Origin of the sequence: Okeania sp. SIO3B5, assembly GCF_010692555.1 — a bacterium.
In the GTDB taxonomy this organism is placed as follows: domain Bacteria; phylum Cyanobacteriota; class Cyanobacteriia; order Cyanobacteriales; family Microcoleaceae; genus Okeania.
On sequence record NZ_JAAHHG010000219.1, the window covers coordinates 1 to 15,569 of the forward strand.

21 protein-coding genes, 1 tRNA gene and 1 pseudogene are annotated in these 15,569 nt (G+C 38.1%); 16 read left to right on the forward strand and 7 right to left on the reverse strand.

Annotated features, from left to right (window positions below; genetic code table 11):
* The first annotated feature begins 425 nt into the window (after nucleotides 1-425).
* Nucleotides 426-614 (forward strand): hypothetical protein, encoded by a 189-nt coding sequence (locus tag F6K54_RS24460; protein WP_293083150.1) that lies wholly within the window; start codon nucleotides 426-428, stop codon nucleotides 612-614.
* Here the strand turns inward: F6K54_RS24460 and F6K54_RS24465 are convergent.
* Nucleotides 595-1,104 carry a hypothetical protein gene (locus F6K54_RS24465; protein WP_293083152.1) on the reverse strand — a complete coding sequence of 170 codons (510 nt, stop codon included), beginning with the start codon at nucleotides 1,102-1,104 and terminating at the stop codon, nucleotides 595-597. The genes F6K54_RS24460 and F6K54_RS24465 overlap by 20 nt on opposite strands.
* A gap of 412 nt (nucleotides 1,105-1,516) precedes the next feature.
* Here F6K54_RS24465 and F6K54_RS24470 point away from each other — a divergent pair, with 412 nt between their 5' ends.
* From F6K54_RS24470 to F6K54_RS24500, 7 genes are all read left to right on the forward strand, one after another.
* Nucleotides 1,517-2,668 carry an ATP/GTP-binding protein gene (locus F6K54_RS24470; RefSeq protein WP_293083155.1) on the forward strand — a complete coding sequence of 384 codons (1,152 nt, stop codon included), beginning with the start codon at nucleotides 1,517-1,519 and terminating at the stop codon, nucleotides 2,666-2,668.
* Nucleotides 2,662-3,435, forward strand: coding sequence for a DUF3226 domain-containing protein (locus F6K54_RS24475; RefSeq protein ID WP_293083158.1), 774 nt, complete (start codon nucleotides 2,662-2,664; stop codon nucleotides 3,433-3,435). Before F6K54_RS24470 ends, F6K54_RS24475 begins: the two co-directional genes overlap by 7 nt.
* A gap of 130 nt (nucleotides 3,436-3,565) precedes the next feature.
* Nucleotides 3,566-3,748: a hypothetical protein gene (locus tag F6K54_RS24480; RefSeq protein WP_293083160.1), complete on the forward strand. Its 183-nt coding sequence runs from the start codon at nucleotides 3,566-3,568 to the stop codon at nucleotides 3,746-3,748.
* 96 nt (nucleotides 3,749-3,844) lie between these two features.
* Nucleotides 3,845-4,480: a 1-acyl-sn-glycerol-3-phosphate acyltransferase gene (locus tag F6K54_RS24485; protein ID WP_293083163.1), complete on the forward strand. Its 636-nt coding sequence runs from the start codon at nucleotides 3,845-3,847 to the stop codon at nucleotides 4,478-4,480.
* A gap of 785 nt (nucleotides 4,481-5,265) precedes the next feature.
* Nucleotides 5,266-5,553 carry a reverse transcriptase N-terminal domain-containing protein gene (locus F6K54_RS24490; RefSeq protein ID WP_293083165.1) on the forward strand — a complete coding sequence of 96 codons (288 nt, stop codon included), beginning with the start codon at nucleotides 5,266-5,268 and terminating at the stop codon, nucleotides 5,551-5,553.
* A gap of 138 nt (nucleotides 5,554-5,691) precedes the next feature.
* Nucleotides 5,692-5,880, forward strand: coding sequence for an HNH endonuclease (locus F6K54_RS24495; RefSeq protein WP_293083168.1), 189 nt, complete (start codon nucleotides 5,692-5,694; stop codon nucleotides 5,878-5,880).
* Nucleotides 5,881-5,965: 85 nt separating this feature from the next.
* Nucleotides 5,966-6,265 (forward strand): DUF2288 domain-containing protein, encoded by a 300-nt coding sequence (locus tag F6K54_RS24500; RefSeq protein ID WP_293083171.1) that lies wholly within the window; start codon nucleotides 5,966-5,968, stop codon nucleotides 6,263-6,265.
* On the opposite strand, the gene F6K54_RS24505 is transcribed toward F6K54_RS24500, so the two are convergent.
* A complete protein-coding gene (locus tag F6K54_RS24505; RefSeq protein WP_293083192.1) occupies nucleotides 6,226-6,816 on the reverse strand; it encodes a YdcF family protein in 591 nt (196 codons plus the stop codon). The genes F6K54_RS24500 and F6K54_RS24505 overlap by 40 nt on opposite strands.
* A gap of 1,318 nt (nucleotides 6,817-8,134) precedes the next feature.
* On the opposite strand from F6K54_RS24505, the gene F6K54_RS24510 reads away from it, so the two are divergent.
* From F6K54_RS24510 to F6K54_RS24545, 8 genes and pseudogenes are all read left to right on the forward strand, one after another.
* Nucleotides 8,135-8,383: a hypothetical protein gene (locus F6K54_RS24510; RefSeq protein ID WP_293083173.1), complete on the forward strand. Its 249-nt coding sequence runs from the start codon at nucleotides 8,135-8,137 to the stop codon at nucleotides 8,381-8,383.
* 849 nt (nucleotides 8,384-9,232) lie between these two features.
* A complete protein-coding gene (locus F6K54_RS24515; protein WP_293083175.1) occupies nucleotides 9,233-9,394 on the forward strand; it encodes a hypothetical protein in 162 nt (53 codons plus the stop codon).
* 265 nt (nucleotides 9,395-9,659) lie between these two features.
* Nucleotides 9,660-10,460 carry a reverse transcriptase domain-containing protein gene (locus F6K54_RS24520; protein ID WP_293083178.1) on the forward strand — a complete coding sequence of 267 codons (801 nt, stop codon included), beginning with the start codon at nucleotides 9,660-9,662 and terminating at the stop codon, nucleotides 10,458-10,460.
* On the forward strand, nucleotides 10,384-10,827 hold the full coding sequence (locus F6K54_RS24525) for a reverse transcriptase domain-containing protein (protein WP_293083181.1): 444 nt from the start codon (nucleotides 10,384-10,386) through the stop codon (nucleotides 10,825-10,827). Before F6K54_RS24520 ends, F6K54_RS24525 begins: the two co-directional genes overlap by 77 nt.
* Nucleotides 10,805-11,026: a group II intron maturase-specific domain-containing protein gene (locus F6K54_RS24530; RefSeq protein WP_293083194.1), complete on the forward strand. Its 222-nt coding sequence runs from the start codon at nucleotides 10,805-10,807 to the stop codon at nucleotides 11,024-11,026. The genes F6K54_RS24525 and F6K54_RS24530 overlap by 23 nt, the downstream gene beginning before the upstream one ends.
* A 124-nt stretch (nucleotides 11,027-11,150) precedes the next feature.
* Nucleotides 11,151-11,333: an HNH endonuclease gene (locus tag F6K54_RS24535; RefSeq protein WP_293083183.1), complete on the forward strand. Its 183-nt coding sequence runs from the start codon at nucleotides 11,151-11,153 to the stop codon at nucleotides 11,331-11,333.
* A gap of 79 nt (nucleotides 11,334-11,412) precedes the next feature.
* Nucleotides 11,413-12,153, forward strand: a pseudogene (locus tag F6K54_RS24540) (reverse transcriptase N-terminal domain-containing protein); the annotation flags it as partial.
* A gap of 103 nt (nucleotides 12,154-12,256) precedes the next feature.
* Nucleotides 12,257-12,760 carry a hypothetical protein gene (locus F6K54_RS24545; protein WP_293083186.1) on the forward strand — a complete coding sequence of 168 codons (504 nt, stop codon included), beginning with the start codon at nucleotides 12,257-12,259 and terminating at the stop codon, nucleotides 12,758-12,760.
* A 435-nt stretch (nucleotides 12,761-13,195) separates the two neighbouring features.
* On the opposite strand, the gene F6K54_RS24550 is transcribed toward F6K54_RS24545, so the two are convergent.
* The 5 genes from F6K54_RS24550 to F6K54_RS24570 all read right to left on the reverse strand — a co-directional run.
* A tRNA-Pro gene (locus F6K54_RS24550) sits at nucleotides 13,196-13,269 on the reverse strand.
* Between the two features lie 237 nt (nucleotides 13,270-13,506).
* Nucleotides 13,507-13,872, reverse strand: coding sequence for a DUF1818 family protein (locus F6K54_RS24555; RefSeq protein WP_293083187.1), 366 nt, complete (start codon nucleotides 13,870-13,872; stop codon nucleotides 13,507-13,509).
* Between the two features lie 145 nt (nucleotides 13,873-14,017).
* The gene (locus tag F6K54_RS24560; RefSeq protein WP_293083189.1) at nucleotides 14,018-14,665 is read right to left on the reverse strand and encodes a hypothetical protein; all 648 of its coding nucleotides are present in this window, start codon (nucleotides 14,663-14,665) and stop codon (nucleotides 14,018-14,020) included.
* Nucleotides 14,666-14,839: 174 nt separating this feature from the next.
* The gene (locus F6K54_RS24565; protein ID WP_293083197.1) at nucleotides 14,840-15,100 is read right to left on the reverse strand and encodes a DNA-directed RNA polymerase subunit omega; all 261 of its coding nucleotides are present in this window, start codon (nucleotides 15,098-15,100) and stop codon (nucleotides 14,840-14,842) included.
* 278 nt (nucleotides 15,101-15,378) lie between these two features.
* Nucleotides 15,379-15,569 (reverse strand): transposase (locus F6K54_RS24570; protein WP_293083190.1); only part of this gene is annotated, 191 nt, incomplete at its 5' end.

Genomic DNA, 15,569 nt, shown 5'->3' on the forward strand with positions numbered 1-15,569 from the left:
CTAGCATACGAGGCAAGCTCAAGATACAACTCCCTCTACCTCCCAACAAACTAGGGGAGCCAATGGAAGAAACACTTAGGCGGTATACTGCACTCTATTCTTCTCTTGCGCAGAGACTTGTAAACTGTAACATATAGCCGTTTCAGCCCTCAAGAAAAAAAGTTTTGGGGGTAAAATCTAGCGATTTTTATAGCGATACCTGTCACTTGCTAGACAGATTATCCAATATTGTCATTGCGAGGCGGTGATGGAAACAGTTAACCTCTAGGAATAACCATTAACTTAGCCGAAGCAATCTCCACAGGTTATAGAAGAGATTGCTTCGGGGGGTGTTGGGGAGTCCAAATCAAATAATTGCTTTTCCTCCCCCCTCGCAATGACAGCACCGTTTTTCATGGAAGCATAACTCACCTCAACAAAAAAACATGATTGATTCAGAAATACTCAAAAAACTTCAAGGAACATCCATCCAAGAACGCATTCTTGTCATAGAAGCAATTTTGCAAACAGTCCTTTTTGACTACTGCTATAACCTTAAGTCAACAGTTTCAAGTTCTTCTGAAAAAGGAAGTCTAACAACTGCAACTAAACTACTTAACCATATTGATGTTTGACATTTTTATAACTTCGTCTAGCTGCAAAAGGCTTAAACTGAGTATCCACAAACTGTACAGGCTCGTATGTCTCAATCCACAAATGCGCTCCACAATCCAAGGGTTCGTAAGGCCGATAAACTATACGACACGGACCCTCAATAATCATCTGATAACCAAAATCGTTACGATTTGTCTGCTTCAAGCAGACTACTGGTATTAATTGGTCGGGAGTCATTAGAGGATCATGTCTGATTCTATCTCCATTTTTTCTAATTCTATGCTGATTAACATGAACTATGGTCGGCTTCTTTCGTTTGTGATGACACCAGACACCTTTCGGACCTCTTTTGCCCGGTATGACCACAGGCATTTTCCCATAAAGAGGTATTTGCCAAAATCCGTTATGCTTATAAGCACCTTTAATTCTGTTTTGAGAAAGCAAGACTCTCACTCGTTGACAACAGATACCTAATAAAAAAGCTGCTTCTCTAGTTGTGATAATAGTCATTTTTACTCTAGCACTATAGTTTTTATTATAATTAAATTATATCTATACTATATATTATTTAGCTCAGTAAATAATAATGTTACATTTGCTACTGTTAAGAAAAAAATATGGGTAAGCATTTCCTACGGAATGCTGCGCAAACAGCTATTAGCTGTCAGCTCTCAGCAAAAGGAGGAGGTTTTAATGAATATAGGCTGTTTTAACCAGCTTTTAGGCGTAAGTATAAATTCTGACTCAATTAGCTTTTATCTAAAATTAAAAGCAATAGCTGATAGCTGATAGCTGACGGCTGAATGCTTACAAATATGGGACTTCTGCATAGTAATGGCAGATGGGAATTGAACTAGGTTAAGGTTGGCCCACTTACTCGGTTTCTTATTGTTGGAATGATCGGATAAATATTTTTAGATTTATGAGAAATATTGACAATTTAACTATTCATCGTTTCCGTGGTTTGCGAGATTTGACATTGGAAGATTTAGGTCAAATAAATTTATTAGTTGGTGTTAATAATTCAGGCAAAACAAGTGTTTTAGAAGCAATTTCTACTTACTGTAATCCTTTAGATCCTTTGGAATGGATAAATACTGCTTGGCGACGGGAAATTAAATTTTCCCGTAAATCAAAATTAGAATCTCTTAAGTGGTTATTTCCTCAAAATAGTGAAAATAATCCAGATGATTTTTATCAAGGAGAAACTTTTGTTTCTGGCAGTGGTAATTTTGGTGTAGTAGAGTCAAAAGCAACTTATGAAGAATTTGAAGGAATCTGGGATACCACAGAAAATATTAATGAAGAATACGATCAAGAAAGTCTGATTGATGAGATAGATATTGATAATAATGAAATTAGATGTGGTGCAGATTTAAAGCTAACATTTACCCCACCAGAGAAAATAATTGAGCTTCTTAAAGATGAAAATAAGGATCTATCTATATCTAAAAAGTTTAAAATATGGGAAAATCAACCATTAACTACTCTTAACGAATATAAAAGCTACTGGTTATTAGTTGATACAGTTACTCCTTTTTCTCATAGGATAGAACAGTTGCAAATAAAACTTTTAACAGGTGCAACTTTCCAAGGTTTTAAGGAAGATGTACTAGAGTTGATTTCTATCATGGACTCAGAAATTATTGATTTAGAAATTCTGTCTCCCACTGGTAAAACTCCACGGCTCTATATAAATCATAAAACATTAGGTATTGCTCCACTAAGTGCTTTCGGTGATGGTGTTCGTCGGTTGTTATTTATGGCTTTAACTATCGCAAAATTAAAAGATGGAATTTTACTAATAGATGAACTAGAAACAGCGATTCATACAGAAGCTTTACTACCTTCATTTTCTTGGTTAGTTAAGTGGTGTAGAAAAATGAATGTACAATTATTTGCTACTACCCATAGTCTAGAAACTGTTGATGCAATATTGGCAGCCAGTGAATCAGAAAATGATTTAGTTTTATATCGCTTAGAACAACAAAATACTCAAACTCAAGCAGTTAGACTTGACCAAGAAAGATTGGGTAGATTGCGAGAAGAATTAGGTCAGGAGGTGAGATGGTAAAATATGCAATTATTGGCGTAGAGGGGCCTCAAGACCAAGCAATAGTAGGAAAGTTATTAAAGCTTTTAGGTTTGAAAAAATTTGACGGGTCAGTATCAAATTTAGACTCTTTCTGGAAGAAATTTATTCCTACTTATCCGAAAAAAGGAAACTTTTACAAACGATTAGATATGCCTTCTATTCTATTTAATGATAGTTTATCAGTAGCTATCTATGTTGGTGAAGGTAGTAATCTTGTCAAAAATTTAGATGATATTTTATCTAATAATTCTCAATATAAAAAAGATATAGCAGCATTTGGAATTGTTGCAGATGCCGATAAAAAAAATCCTGAAGATGTAGTGGCAGAATATCATAGTAGCTTCTGTAAATACTTCCCTAATTTTCCTAATCGGCCTGGTTTTGTAGATATAAATATTCCCAGAACAGGTATTTATGTATTACCAGATAATATTTCTCACGGAGTTTTAGATACCTTATTATGTGAATGTGGAAAAATAGCTTATCCAGAATATATCGAAAGAGCTGAATCATATCTAGCAGACTTGTCTGAAGAAGAAAAAAAATCTCTTAAATGGAAGCCATTCGATCGAGAAAAAGCTTTAGTAGCCACAGTAGTTAGTGTTTTAAAACCAGGAAAAACAAACACAGTTAGCATCGCAGATAATAATTGGGTGAGCGATAAAACACTTCTTGAAGTAGCAGCATTAAAAAAACTAAAAACATTTTTAATAGAACTTTTAGAAATAACTAATACTACTAACTAAAATATTAGATTTTGAAAAATTTTAAGATTTGTTGTATGGTTACGTTCCCAAATTCAGAGTTGCATCTGAAACCTTGGAAAAAAACAGTAGTATTATCATAAAAAATACCAAGAAAAAGGAAACAAGTCTAATGAGAGAAACTTCCCAACCTGTGGTGGACAAAGTAGCCATAATTGGTGCCGGTCCAGGTGGTCTAGCAACAGCGATCGCTCTGAGAAAAAAAACTGATAGGTTATATCAAATCCGTTTGATTGGACATAAAAAAATATCCAACTGTCATAACTTAAGTCTTTGTGATTCTCTCTCTTCCTGACTCCTGACTCCTAGATACTACCAATCTATAACTGTTTAACCGGATTTGATATTATTTATGATGAACTAACTTAACCTAAAATAAAGGTCATATCTTGTGACTAGAAATCGTGAACCAGTCGAGAATTTAATTCTTTATCACTTATTAAAATGGTCAGTAGTATTTCCTATACTTAAGTTTTATTTTCGGAATAATATTTATGGTGCAGAAAATGTTCCACAACAAGGGCCATTCGTCGTAGTTAGTAATCATGCCAGCGACTTAGATCCTCTAATAGTTTCTGTTTGTATGAAAAGACCTGTTGCTTATATGGCAAAAGAGGAATTATTTGAAGTACCCGTTTTGAAGCAGATTATTACATTATACGGAGCATATCCAGTTAAAAGAGGATCGGCAGACCGGAGTGCTATTCGTTCAGCACTCAATAGTTTGGAGCAGGGGTGGGCAGTAGGTATTTTTTTACAAGGAACTAGGACTTCTGATGGTAGAATTACAGAACCAAAATTGGGGGCGACTTTAATTGCAGCAAAGGCAAAAGTACCATTATTACCGATTTGTATCTGGGGTACTCATGCAGTGAAACGTCAAGGTTTGATAGCTAATTCTGTACCAATAACTGTCAGAATTGGAGAACTTATGCCACCTCCAGAGTCAACTAACAAACAAGAGCTAGAATTAATAAGTCAAAAATGTGCAGATATAATTAACAAAATGCACGATTTAGGACGTTGACATATTTAACTAAACCGTCGAGAAGCCTCACACCATAATTTTCAATTTGGTGTGATGATATAAAAGAGAGCTTACACTATATCGAATGGTTAGTGTGGGAGTATGTCACTTTAGTTAAAATTAGTTAAAAAAGAAATGCAGGATATTAGAGAACAATTGACCGAAAATTTGGATGTAGCGGAATGGAATTGGTTGTGCGACTCGTTGGCCACGAAACTAGGTAGATAGGTATAAATGGCCGTTCCAAGTCAACACATGAGGATAACCTCGACTTGTGGATAACTCTTATATCCTTGATGGCGAAATTCCATCCGCCCCGTTGTTGGGTTGACAGCATAGGCCACAGGGTAGCGATTGAACATCAATCCCTGAAGCTGGCCTAAACGCGGAACAATACCAGTTACCAGGGACGATACCGCTAGCAAAGATTGACAAGTGGACGAACAGGAAGGTAATCAAACTCTCGTCACCATTATCCATTCCCAAGGTAGCTATGGAATGTAGGACGAAAATCAGGGGGTTAATGGATATAGACATATCCAAGTCTATATCAACAACCATATCGCACCCTCCGGGAGATTTTACCCCACTAAATCAACCGCAATAAAGGAATAAGGGAACGAGGAAACCTCTCTTTGACACCTAAGAATATAGGTCGAAATCTTAGGAAGCCATTCAAGGTCAATCTGCACAACGGTTGCAGGTCAAAGGGAGAGTAGGATTGGGTAAAAAGCAGCAATGCAGACTTATCCACTCTTAGACGTAATGTAAGGTAATTAGTAGCAATGAATAAGGCTAAAACACTAAAAGGACGTTTAGGGTTTCCTAATCCATTTTTAAGCGTCGCATGGGATACAGACGATATACCGTCTCAAGCCAGTGCCAATCCTAACCTTAAATGGAAGGATATTAATTGGAAGAAGGTAGAGAAATATGTATTTAAGTTGCAAAAGTTAATTTACAGAGCATCCAGCCAACGAATATGGAGATGGGCAACTAGAAGGCATCCAAACAAGTCATCCACTTGGGTAAAGAAAAAGTATTTTCCCAGCATAAAAGGAACTAGAAATTGAGTACTTAATGATGGCAAATATATACTAAACCAACACTCAGATGTACCTATAATCAGGCACATTAAAGTTAAAGGTGATAAATCACCCTATAACGGTGACTGGAATTACTGGAGCAGCAGAATCGGAAAACATCCAGGCGTGAGGAAAGAAGTCACAACGCTGCTAAAACGGCAAAAGAATAGATGCGCATCTTGTGGAATAACCTTTAGAGCAACTGACCTAATCGAAGTTGACCACATACAACCTCGGTCTAAAGGTGGTGACAACACATATAAGAATAAACAACTGTTGCACCGACATTGCCACGATATTAAAACTGCCTTTTAATAAGGATGTACCTATGACAAAGGACGTTTAAGAGAGGAGCCGTGTGAGGTGAAAGTCTCACGCACGGTTCTGAAGACGAGTCGGTTTGGTAACAAACTGGCTTAGTTTAACAGTACCCCATGTAAAACGTGATGCTGTAGTAATAGTAGGCAAAAATTTAGATTTATTAGATGTGGGAGTAGCGATCGCTTCTGATAATACATCTTCTGTGCAAGACTGGATTAGCCGAGAACTTATTTATAAGCCCTCAGCCGAACAGTTGTCAATTTGGAATAGTGATGATAGTAAAAAATTTAATGCTTTGATAGTACAACCTTTTGTTTTGGTACAAGAACCTGATGCTACTCAAGAGGATAATGGGGCAACCAGTCCTGCACCAGTATAACCAGTAGTTACCCATAAAATCGCTCTCACGCCATCTCTAATGACTTTTTCAATGGGTTCGGGCGATCGACCAGAAGGTACAGGCATTGGTTCAAAACTAATGCCTCTGCTACCCAAAACAATTTCCCCGATAACTTGGGCACGAAGCATATGGTCATCAGAAGTAACTAAATAAACACTTTTAATACCGTGGGATTTTAACTTATCTACCATTGTTGTAAAATTAGTTACAGTATCTACGGCATCATAATCTAAATGTAAGCGAGTTTGCGAAATACCACTTCTAGAGAATAACCAGTTGGCATATTCTGGGTTAGTGCCAGAAGACACCCAGATATCTAGCTGCGGATGTTGACGAGCAAATTTTGCAGCAAAAACTTCTCTCTCTATCGCTCCACCAAGTACAAATAAAGCTTGAGGTGTTTCTAAACTACCTGCAAACTGTTGATAACTAATCCAAAAAGTTAATATAAATCCTAGTAGAAACCAGAAAATGCGGGAAATCTTCAATTCTTTGTATAATTTTTTACTGGAAACAACCCTCAACACCATATCTTTAACATAAAAAACCATCTGTAGTGTTACAGATGGAAGTAGATTCTATCAAATGAATATTCAGACAGTATTATTTACCATCCGGAGTAGATAATAATAACGCTACGCGCAAGTCATACCGTTTCACTAAAGTCAGAAGTCAAAAATCATAAGTCAAAAGGCGTAAAGTAATCCCTGACGCTCGTTTTAGTGTTTATAATTGCCCTAACCTACTTGCGTAGTGCTTAGGGCTTTGCTGAAAAAGTCTTTTAGTAGGAGACAGGAGAAATGAGAATGAGCGAGGAGGTAGGAGTAGGGAGTAGGGGCGAACGTAGAATAAATCCTACATTCCGCACGTCAAAATGTAGTATCTCAGGCTAGCCATTGAAAGCTTTGTCTGATAATAACTATGAGGTTTATAAGTAAAAATACATAGTACACAAGCTATTAATATTAATTATTAATAATGGAAGCTGTAATCCATCTGCTTTGTTAAAAATAGTCTTGTAGTATGCTTGTGGTGCGGAATGTGGGATTGAAGTTTTTTCCTCCAAGTTGTCAAAGATACTATCTACTCTAAGAATAAGAAACTTGAGGTAAAAACAGGTAGAGGGCAAAAATAATCAACGATTGAATAATAGTGTAGAATTAACCACTTGACAATGATTCAGATGCGATCGCTCAAGTGATAGAGGGACTTTGGCAATTTTTGAAGATGTCTATTGGTAACTTTGAGCAACTGATATTATTCTCAAAGGGATTTATGGAGTACCATAGGAGTAATAGCAAGTTGAAAAGCTTGTGGGATAAGCTTTTAAGTCTACATCACTCCTGAACAAATTAGGGTGGATTTGCGTTGGCGGAGCAAGTGCGGTAGCTATATCGCCTCCTACCCCATACTATAAGTCTAAATACTTACTCAAGTTTTTCCCTATGTATGTACTACATTTTGTCGTGCGGAATGTAGGTTTTAACCTCAGCTTTTGAAAAGCTCATACTTTTAATAGATTGGACTTTGGACAAAAAGAAAAAATAGTTAGCGTAATATTTACGCTAATTACTGGGTGATGGTATTAGAAATAAAATCAAATCTGGAATTATCTTCTTTTCTCATATTATTTATCATCCTGAAGATCATAGGATCGGTCTGGTTCAATTTCTCCACCAAAACAAATATCTAATACCAATTTTATAAATGTTTGCTACAAATAGGTAGGGTACTTTTTAGGAGTCAGTCCTCAGTCCTCAGGAGTCGTATGGGAATAGATTTAATACCAGTTTTTAGGTCATAAATTATCTTTTTTATCAAAGGGACATTTCCTGCAAATTTTTTTTATTGCACTTATTATTCGTAACATTCTTTTTTCAAAATGGTATTAAAGGAAATAAACCCATTAGTATTGGCCATTCTTATTCAGTTATATGCGCTTTACCAGAGGGAATAGCCACAGGTAATGTACCTTGGGCTGTTCCCTTATTGGCAGAAAGGGTTCCCTCGTCAGAAAAAGCTACTAACATTGGTAATAAACAACTGGAAAAATCTTTCAAACTGCTTCTTTCTCTGGAGATAAGTTATCAGTTTTAGTGGCTGATAGTTTTTATAGAAGGGCGAGATTTTATTGGAGAAGTGCGACTCGTTGGCTAGGCAAGATTGCTAAATAGTAAATATATCTAGCCTTTCTAATGACTAAGGAGGTTAAATATATAGTCATTGGGAAAATTCTTATTACCTTGGTGGTGAAATTCCATCTGCCCTGTTGTTGGGTTGACAGCATAGGCCACACTGGTGAGACTGAACATCAAATTGGTGAAGCTGGTCTAAAAGCGGAAAAATACCAGTTACCAGGAACGATACCGCGAGCAAAGACTGACAAGTGGACGAACAGGAAGGTAATTAAACTCTCGTTATGATAAACCACCCCAAAGGTAGCTATGGATTGTAGGACGAAAGTCAGAGGGTCTTTGGGTAATCTTATTTCTCTGAGGTTATCAACAACCATAACGAACCCTTCGGGAGAGTTTACCTCACTAAATCAGTCGTAATAAAGGAATAAGGGAACGAGGAAACCTCCCTTTGACACCTAAGAATATAGGTCGAGAACTTAGGAAGCCATTCAAGGTCAATCTACACAAAGGATGTAGGTCAAAGGGAGAGTAGGATTGGGTAAAAAGCTTTATTTGCAGACCTACCCACTGTTAGACGGCGCGACCTGAAAGGTCACTTGAACTGGAACACCATGTTCTCTAGGGATTTCCACCCCTAGCCCTCACAGAAAAGACTCTATGAGTCCGGTCATGTCAAAAGTAAGTAATGAAATTGACAGAATGCAGACCCTGAAAGTAACCAAAGCTACAAGGGATTATGTGGCCAGGAGCAAGAGGGAAAAGAGTAGAAGGATGAACAAAGCTAAGTTGTTGACTAAACTGCGTGATAGTGGAAACAGCTAAATTATCCCTGAAAGGCTGTAACCAAAAAGGTAAGGGAGTAGGTTTAGATGTTCGTTTATCATCTAAACGTGGGAACAAAACTCTCCCCGCAGAAGAGACAACCATCCTCACTATCTCAAAAGAAACTTCAAGTGATACGACAGGGTAAACCCTACAGAGTCTCATTGGGAAGGTCGAATCAATGAGTAAGTCCGAGGCAACAAAGACAGAACTCTCTGGAGGGTAGAAGATGAGAGAAAAAGCAAATGTCACCTTGTAATGGGGTGAATAGGGGTACCCAACGGGGAAGCCTAACGGCTACAAAATTTGCCCTTGACCGAAAGGAATAGCAGACTTCTCTTGGGTCTTATACGAAAGAAAACAGTACAAGTAGAAACCAAACGAGGATGTAAGTTAGGTGTCAAGCACAAGGCGTGATAAATGGAGTCAACGGACAATTAACGGACTGGTCACAGGTCAACTGGAAAAAAGCCCGGCAAATTGTTAGGAATTTACGTCACAGAATCTTTCGTGCCCGAAAACTTGGTCAAGGTCAGCAACTAAGAAGGTTGCAGAAATTGTTAATCAAAAGCCGAGCCAACCTATTGCTTAGTGTAAGACAAATCACTCAGGTTAACACCCGACAGCAAACAGCAGGAATTGATAAGGAGGTAATTAATACCCCTGCACAGCGAGTGAAACTTGTCAAGGAATGGGAAATGCCAAAAGCATCACCGACAAAACGGGTGTATATTCCTAAGTCCAATGGCAAGAAACGTCCCCTCGGAATCCCAACCGTCAGGGATAGAGTTGCACAAGCAATAGTCAAAAACGCTCTAGAACCCGAATGGGAATCCCAATTTGAGGCCAACTCCTATGGCTTCCGACCGGGAAGAAGTTGCCATGATGCCATCGAAAGATGTTTCAATCAACTAAATAATGGCATCACAGGAAAACATAAGTGGGTTCTAGACGCTGATATCAAAGGCTTCTTGAACAACATCGCCCATGAATCCATTCAAGAAGTGATTGGCTCGTTCCCGCGCGGTGAGCTAATTAGAGGATGGTTAAAAGCAGGATTTATTGATGCAGGAAAATTCAACGCAACTCAAACAGGCACTCCTCAAGGTGGTGTGATAAGTCCATTACTTGCAAATATTGGACTGCACGGGGAGCGAAGAATATATAAAAAAAACAGTCAACCCAAAGCTAGGCATCATCAGGTATGCGGATGACTTTATAGTTACCGCTAAAGACAAGGAATCTTTGGAACAAGTGCTTATCCTGATAAAACAATGGTTGTTAAATAGAGGTCTGAAAATCAGCGAAGAGAAGACAAGGATAGTACACATAAAAGACGGGTTCGACTTCCTGGGGTTCAACTTACGCCATTACAAAGGCAAACTACTGATAAAGCCCCAAAAAGAAAAAGTACTAGCCTTCTGTAAAAAGATAGGGAAAACCCTAGGTCAAATGAAGGCCAAGACTCAAGAAGAAGTTATTAAAACCCTCAATCCACTTCTGTTGGGTTTTGCTAATTATTACAGAGGAGTAGTTAGCATGCGAAACCTTCTCATACATAGAAAATCGTGTATGGCATGACCTCTACCGTTGGGGATTACGTCGGCACCCCAACAAAAGTAAAAATTGGGTATTTGAGCGCTACTTCGGTAGCTTTAAGAGGAGAAATGGTACTTTTATGTGCAAAGGGACTGATAGAAAAGGAAAAGAGCATTTATATGTTCTCTACGATATCAGTAGTACACCCATAGTTAGGCACATAAAAGTCAAAGGAAAATAAGAGTCCTGATGACCCCTCACTCCAAGAATATTGGGAGAAACGAAGCACTAAAACTGGAAAGAATTATTGGGCAAGAGGTTCTAAATATGAACAAATAGCCAAATTCCAAAATTGGAAATGTCCAGTGTGTGGAGATCACCTATTTAATGGAGAGCTAATAGAAACCCATCATATAGTACCCGTGGCAGAAGGTGGCTCTGATGACCCAGAAAACCTAATGCACTTACACAAAGCGTGTCATAAGCAGGTACATTCTAAAACCCAAGTTGAAAGGCTGGAAGTAAGGCTTGAGCCGTGTGATAGGTAACTGTCACGCACGGTTCTTAGGGGAGGGGAGAGAGGCGACTCTCAAACCTTACCCGATTAATGTAAAGTAACAATTAGCTATGAATAAAGCTAAAACCCTAAAAAGAAAATTGGGTAATCCAAAGCCCTTTTTAAGGGTGGCATGGGATACAAAGGATATACCGAATCAAGTTAGTATCAATCCAAACCTTAAATGGAAAGATATTAACTGGAAAAAGGTGGAAAAATATGTATTTAAGTTGCAAAAATTAATTTACAGAGCATCCAGCCGTGGCGAACTCCGCAAGATGCGCAAGTACCAAAAACTTCTGACCAAAAGTTACTACGCTAGGTTGCTAGCTGTTAGGCGCGTGACCCAGGATAACCAGGGTAAGAAAACTGCCGGGATAGATGGTATCAAAAACCTACCTCCCATGCAGCGACTTAACTTAGTTGACTTATTAAAGTCACGTTATCTAAAAGCAAGTCCCACCCGCAGAGTCTGGATACCAAAACCGGGAAAGGATGAAAAGAGACCTCTTGGAATCCCTACAATGTATGACCGTGCATTACAAGCCCTAGTGAAGTTAGGTATAGAACCAGAGTGGGAAGCACGTTTTGAATCTAATAGTTATGGTCTTTTCCGGTGGTCAACACATGATGCCGTTGAGGCCATCTACAGCAGCATTAAGCAGAGACCCAAATATGTACTAGATGCTGATATATCGAAATGTTTTGACCGAATTAACCATGATGCACTGTTGAGAAAAGTAGGTCAGACACCCTATAGACGATTAATCAAACAATGGTTAAAGTCTGGGGTTTTTGATAACAAACAATTCCACCCACCCCTCTGGCTCCCCTCCCGGGAAATGAATCGTCATCCTTTTACAATACATACGAATTACTATTACTGATAAAGTCGGTAATCGGATTTGGAAACCTATGTGGTTAATTGCTATTGGTTCTCGACGTGAAGAGTTAAATCTAATTGATTGCTATGAGTCTTATCGACAGCGTTATGACATGGAACATTTGTTTCGATTTGGAAAACAAAAATTGTTGATGACAGCTTATTCAACTCCGGATGTCGAACATGAAGAAAATTGGTTCAAGTTAACATTAATTGCTTATGTTAATTTATGGGCAGCCAGAAATTTAGCTATTGTTTTACCTCACGCTTGGGAGCAGTATTTAAAGACTAATAAATCAGTAAAAATTACTCCCAGTTTAGTTCAAAGAGACTTTTATAGAATAATTTCGACCTTGGGTACAATGGCTAAATCTCCCAAACGTCGAGGTTATTCTTCTGGAGGTATTAAAGGATATAAAAAAACACCAAGAACACGTCACATAGTAATCAAGGGAACGGAACAAAAATTCTCGAAAATAACTAAAAGTTGGCATCCCCGTCGGCGATCGCTCTTAATTATTTCTATTTTTCAGTGATTAAATTCACTGGAGACAGAGGAACATTGCTAGACTTAATTAGCGTAATAATTACGCTAATTATTTTTTCTTTTTGTCCAAAGTCCAAAATAGACATAATTTGCCTAAAACCAATATCAGTCAATGCGCGCGATATTTAATCAGCAAGCCCTACATAAAGATTTTTTGAATGAATAACAATTTCTGGCGTTGGTGAATTTAGCTATGATTTTCTGGCTGAGGAGGTCATTTCAGTTATCAGTTATCAGTACCTCCGGCTTTAATCGGAGGCTTGAAAATACTGAATTGAAATTTTTTCATTCCCTTAAAAGGGGAGGCTTTAGACCTAATTTTTTCGTAGAGAATAGGTAAGGATGTCGGATACAACAAAAGTCTCTTCCTGACGGAACATACCTGATAGGAGAGTGTTGGACTTCTCAATAATATCAGTTAAAATCGGAGCGGCGGGATTTGAACCCACGACCCCCACTACCCCAAAGTGGTGCGCTACCAAGCTGCGCTACGCCCCGACAACCATTACTTTACTATAACATCATAATTATATTTCTGCAACTAATTATAACAGGGAATAGGGAATAGGGAATAGGGAATAGGGAATAGGGAATAGGGAATAGGGAATAGAGAGGAAAAACATTTCCCTGTCTGAGGTTCATCATCTATGTCGCAAACAATTTGTTCCTTGCCATATTATATTTTGAGGAATATTTCTTAACCTAATTGCACCTAATTGCGTAGTGAAGACACAGTTAAAAAACTTTTAACATTTGTGCTGCTTGGACTAAACCAGGCACAGCTTGTACAGGCCATTTTCCTTCTCCCCTGCGCCCTTGATTTAAGATGAATTGAACAGTATAACTTCCTGGAAACCCTTCTACCTGCATCCAAAGCAAATCACTTTCAGCTTCGCAGACTATTCTTTCTTCATCCATCAACTCATCTGCCATCTGGTTTATAGCTTTATTTAACTGGTCTAATAATCTGCAAAAATCCTCAAGTTCTGCTTCTGTAAGTTCTATTGACCAATCATTACCAGCAACTAAACCCTTAAATTTTTCCGCTTCAGGATTCAAACCTAACCGCCAACCAGCTCCACTTTTGACTATTCGTCCCATTTTTTGATCAAAATAATTGGACTGCGTAAGCCCGCCTTTTCAGGTGAAATATTTTTGGAGGCTTGCTTAAATCCCCTACTTCCCCTCCACTTGAGGGGGAGAGGCGAGGGGTGGGTTAACTTCTGACTTCTGACTTCTGACTTCGTTAAGGCCTCAGCAAATCTGCATCTCCCGGTTGGGGCATAACTGGCGCTCTAGGAGCTGAACGTCCAGAGTTATCTTTCTGATATACTTCTGGTATTGATGGAGGGTTAGGATCGCCACTAAAAATATTCACTAATCTATTAACTAAAGTTTCCCTTTGAGAGCGAGTTAGACTTTTAATAGCTTCACGATCGCTCTCCATTGGATTTTCAGTTAAAGTACCCTCTCCTGGATAAGCCGATGATTGTAGATAATCATTCGCCCCAAGATAATCTGCTAATGTTAATTTCCAGTCAAACCGATAATTAGGGGCACGGCCTTTCACATATAGATGATACCGAATTAAACGTGAAACTAGAGTTTCTTCAGTATCTACTTCCCCCGTTTCCTTAGATATATAACTATTTTCTAATGGCAAATCTGGTATTGTCTCATATACAAATGGCCATACATCTGTAGGTCTAACCCGGCGTTGGACAATTTTAATTGAGTCTTCAAAATTTTCCTGGTCTGTAACTGTTTCTAACAGATAATGAGCAGAAGGGCTAACTGTAATTGCAATAGAAGAAAATAAAGCTTCGATACTAGCCCAAACTACTAATGTTACGATTGTAACCTTGAAATATTTGAGCCACCGCTTCTTGCTCATAGCTACTATCGAATAACTACTATTATATTTATCGAATAATTAAGGTTTAAAGCTTCCTTTATAAAGATAAAGGTGGTCGAGGAGCGTTTTGAGTAGTTCCCAGAGAATTAAGCTCTGGCCAGTTAATAGATAATGTCAGAAGACGTAGGTTTAGCTCGTCTCAAGACATCCTTATTAAAATCCCCTTGTTTCAGCTACGGGAGTACTCAAATCACTAATTATTTCTGGCTGCATCAATTCGTCGGACATTTCCACCACAGCACGGATAACAGGCTTCATTAATTGTTCATCCATATTATCAAAATCTTCATAACGACGGCGTTTAGCACGATTAGCTACTTGTACCACAACACGATAACGATTAGAGGCAGCTCTAATCAGTTCTTCAGATCTACGACTTAGTTCTGCGGAATCAATACTAGATTGCTTTTCTATGTGCATAAATTTTATTAGCCTGTATACCTAATTATTGTCCATCTCTTAATTTGTCACATTTTCAATAAAATGCTGGTAAAATAATAGCATTTTTTCTCTAGTAAGTACAGATTATTAGTAATTAGGCCAAATTATTTGACTACTCAGATCAAATCCAATTATCAAAGATAATTTATTTAGCTAGACCACCGAGAAGCCTCACACCATAATTTTTAATTTGGTGTGAGATGAATCGGTGGCCAATTAAGTAGGGTCGATGCCTACGCAAGTTGGCAATACTATTCTGGTGTTTTCTGGTTGTCAATATACTTTTTCAAAGTAGAAATTGTCACCCCGCCACTTGAAGCAATAAAATAAGAGCCATTCCATAAAACATCTTTCCAGTAAATAGCATTAATTTGTTCTGCAAATTCTTTTCTTAACCGTCTGCTTGTGACTGTTTTGACGTTATTAACTAGCTTACTTAACA

Bases quoted from the DNA above. Each gene is read 5' to 3' on its own strand.
- F6K54_RS24460 (WP_293083150.1), top strand. From the start codon at position 426: ATGATTGATTCAGAAATACTCAAAAAACTTCAAGGAACATCCATCCAA.
- F6K54_RS24465 (WP_293083152.1), bottom strand. From the start codon at position 1,104: ATGACTATTATCACAACTAGAGAAGCAGCTTTTTTATTAGGTATCTGT.
- F6K54_RS24470 (WP_293083155.1), top strand. From the start codon at position 1,517: ATGAGAAATATTGACAATTTAACTATTCATCGTTTCCGTGGTTTGCGA.
- F6K54_RS24475 (WP_293083158.1), top strand. From the start codon at position 2,662: ATGGTAAAATATGCAATTATTGGCGTAGAGGGGCCTCAAGACCAAGCA.
- F6K54_RS24480 (WP_293083160.1), top strand. From the start codon at position 3,566: ATGAGAGAAACTTCCCAACCTGTGGTGGACAAAGTAGCCATAATTGGT.
- F6K54_RS24490 (WP_293083165.1), top strand. From the start codon at position 5,266: ATGAATAAGGCTAAAACACTAAAAGGACGTTTAGGGTTTCCTAATCCA.
- F6K54_RS24505 (WP_293083192.1), bottom strand. From the start codon at position 6,816: ATGGTGTTGAGGGTTGTTTCCAGTAAAAAATTATACAAAGAATTGAAG.
- F6K54_RS24545 (WP_293083186.1), top strand. From the start codon at position 12,257: ATGTGGTTAATTGCTATTGGTTCTCGACGTGAAGAGTTAAATCTAATT.
- F6K54_RS24555 (WP_293083187.1), bottom strand. From the start codon at position 13,872: ATGGGACGAATAGTCAAAAGTGGAGCTGGTTGGCGGTTAGGTTTGAAT.
- F6K54_RS24560 (WP_293083189.1), bottom strand. From the start codon at position 14,665: ATGAGCAAGAAGCGGTGGCTCAAATATTTCAAGGTTACAATCGTAACA.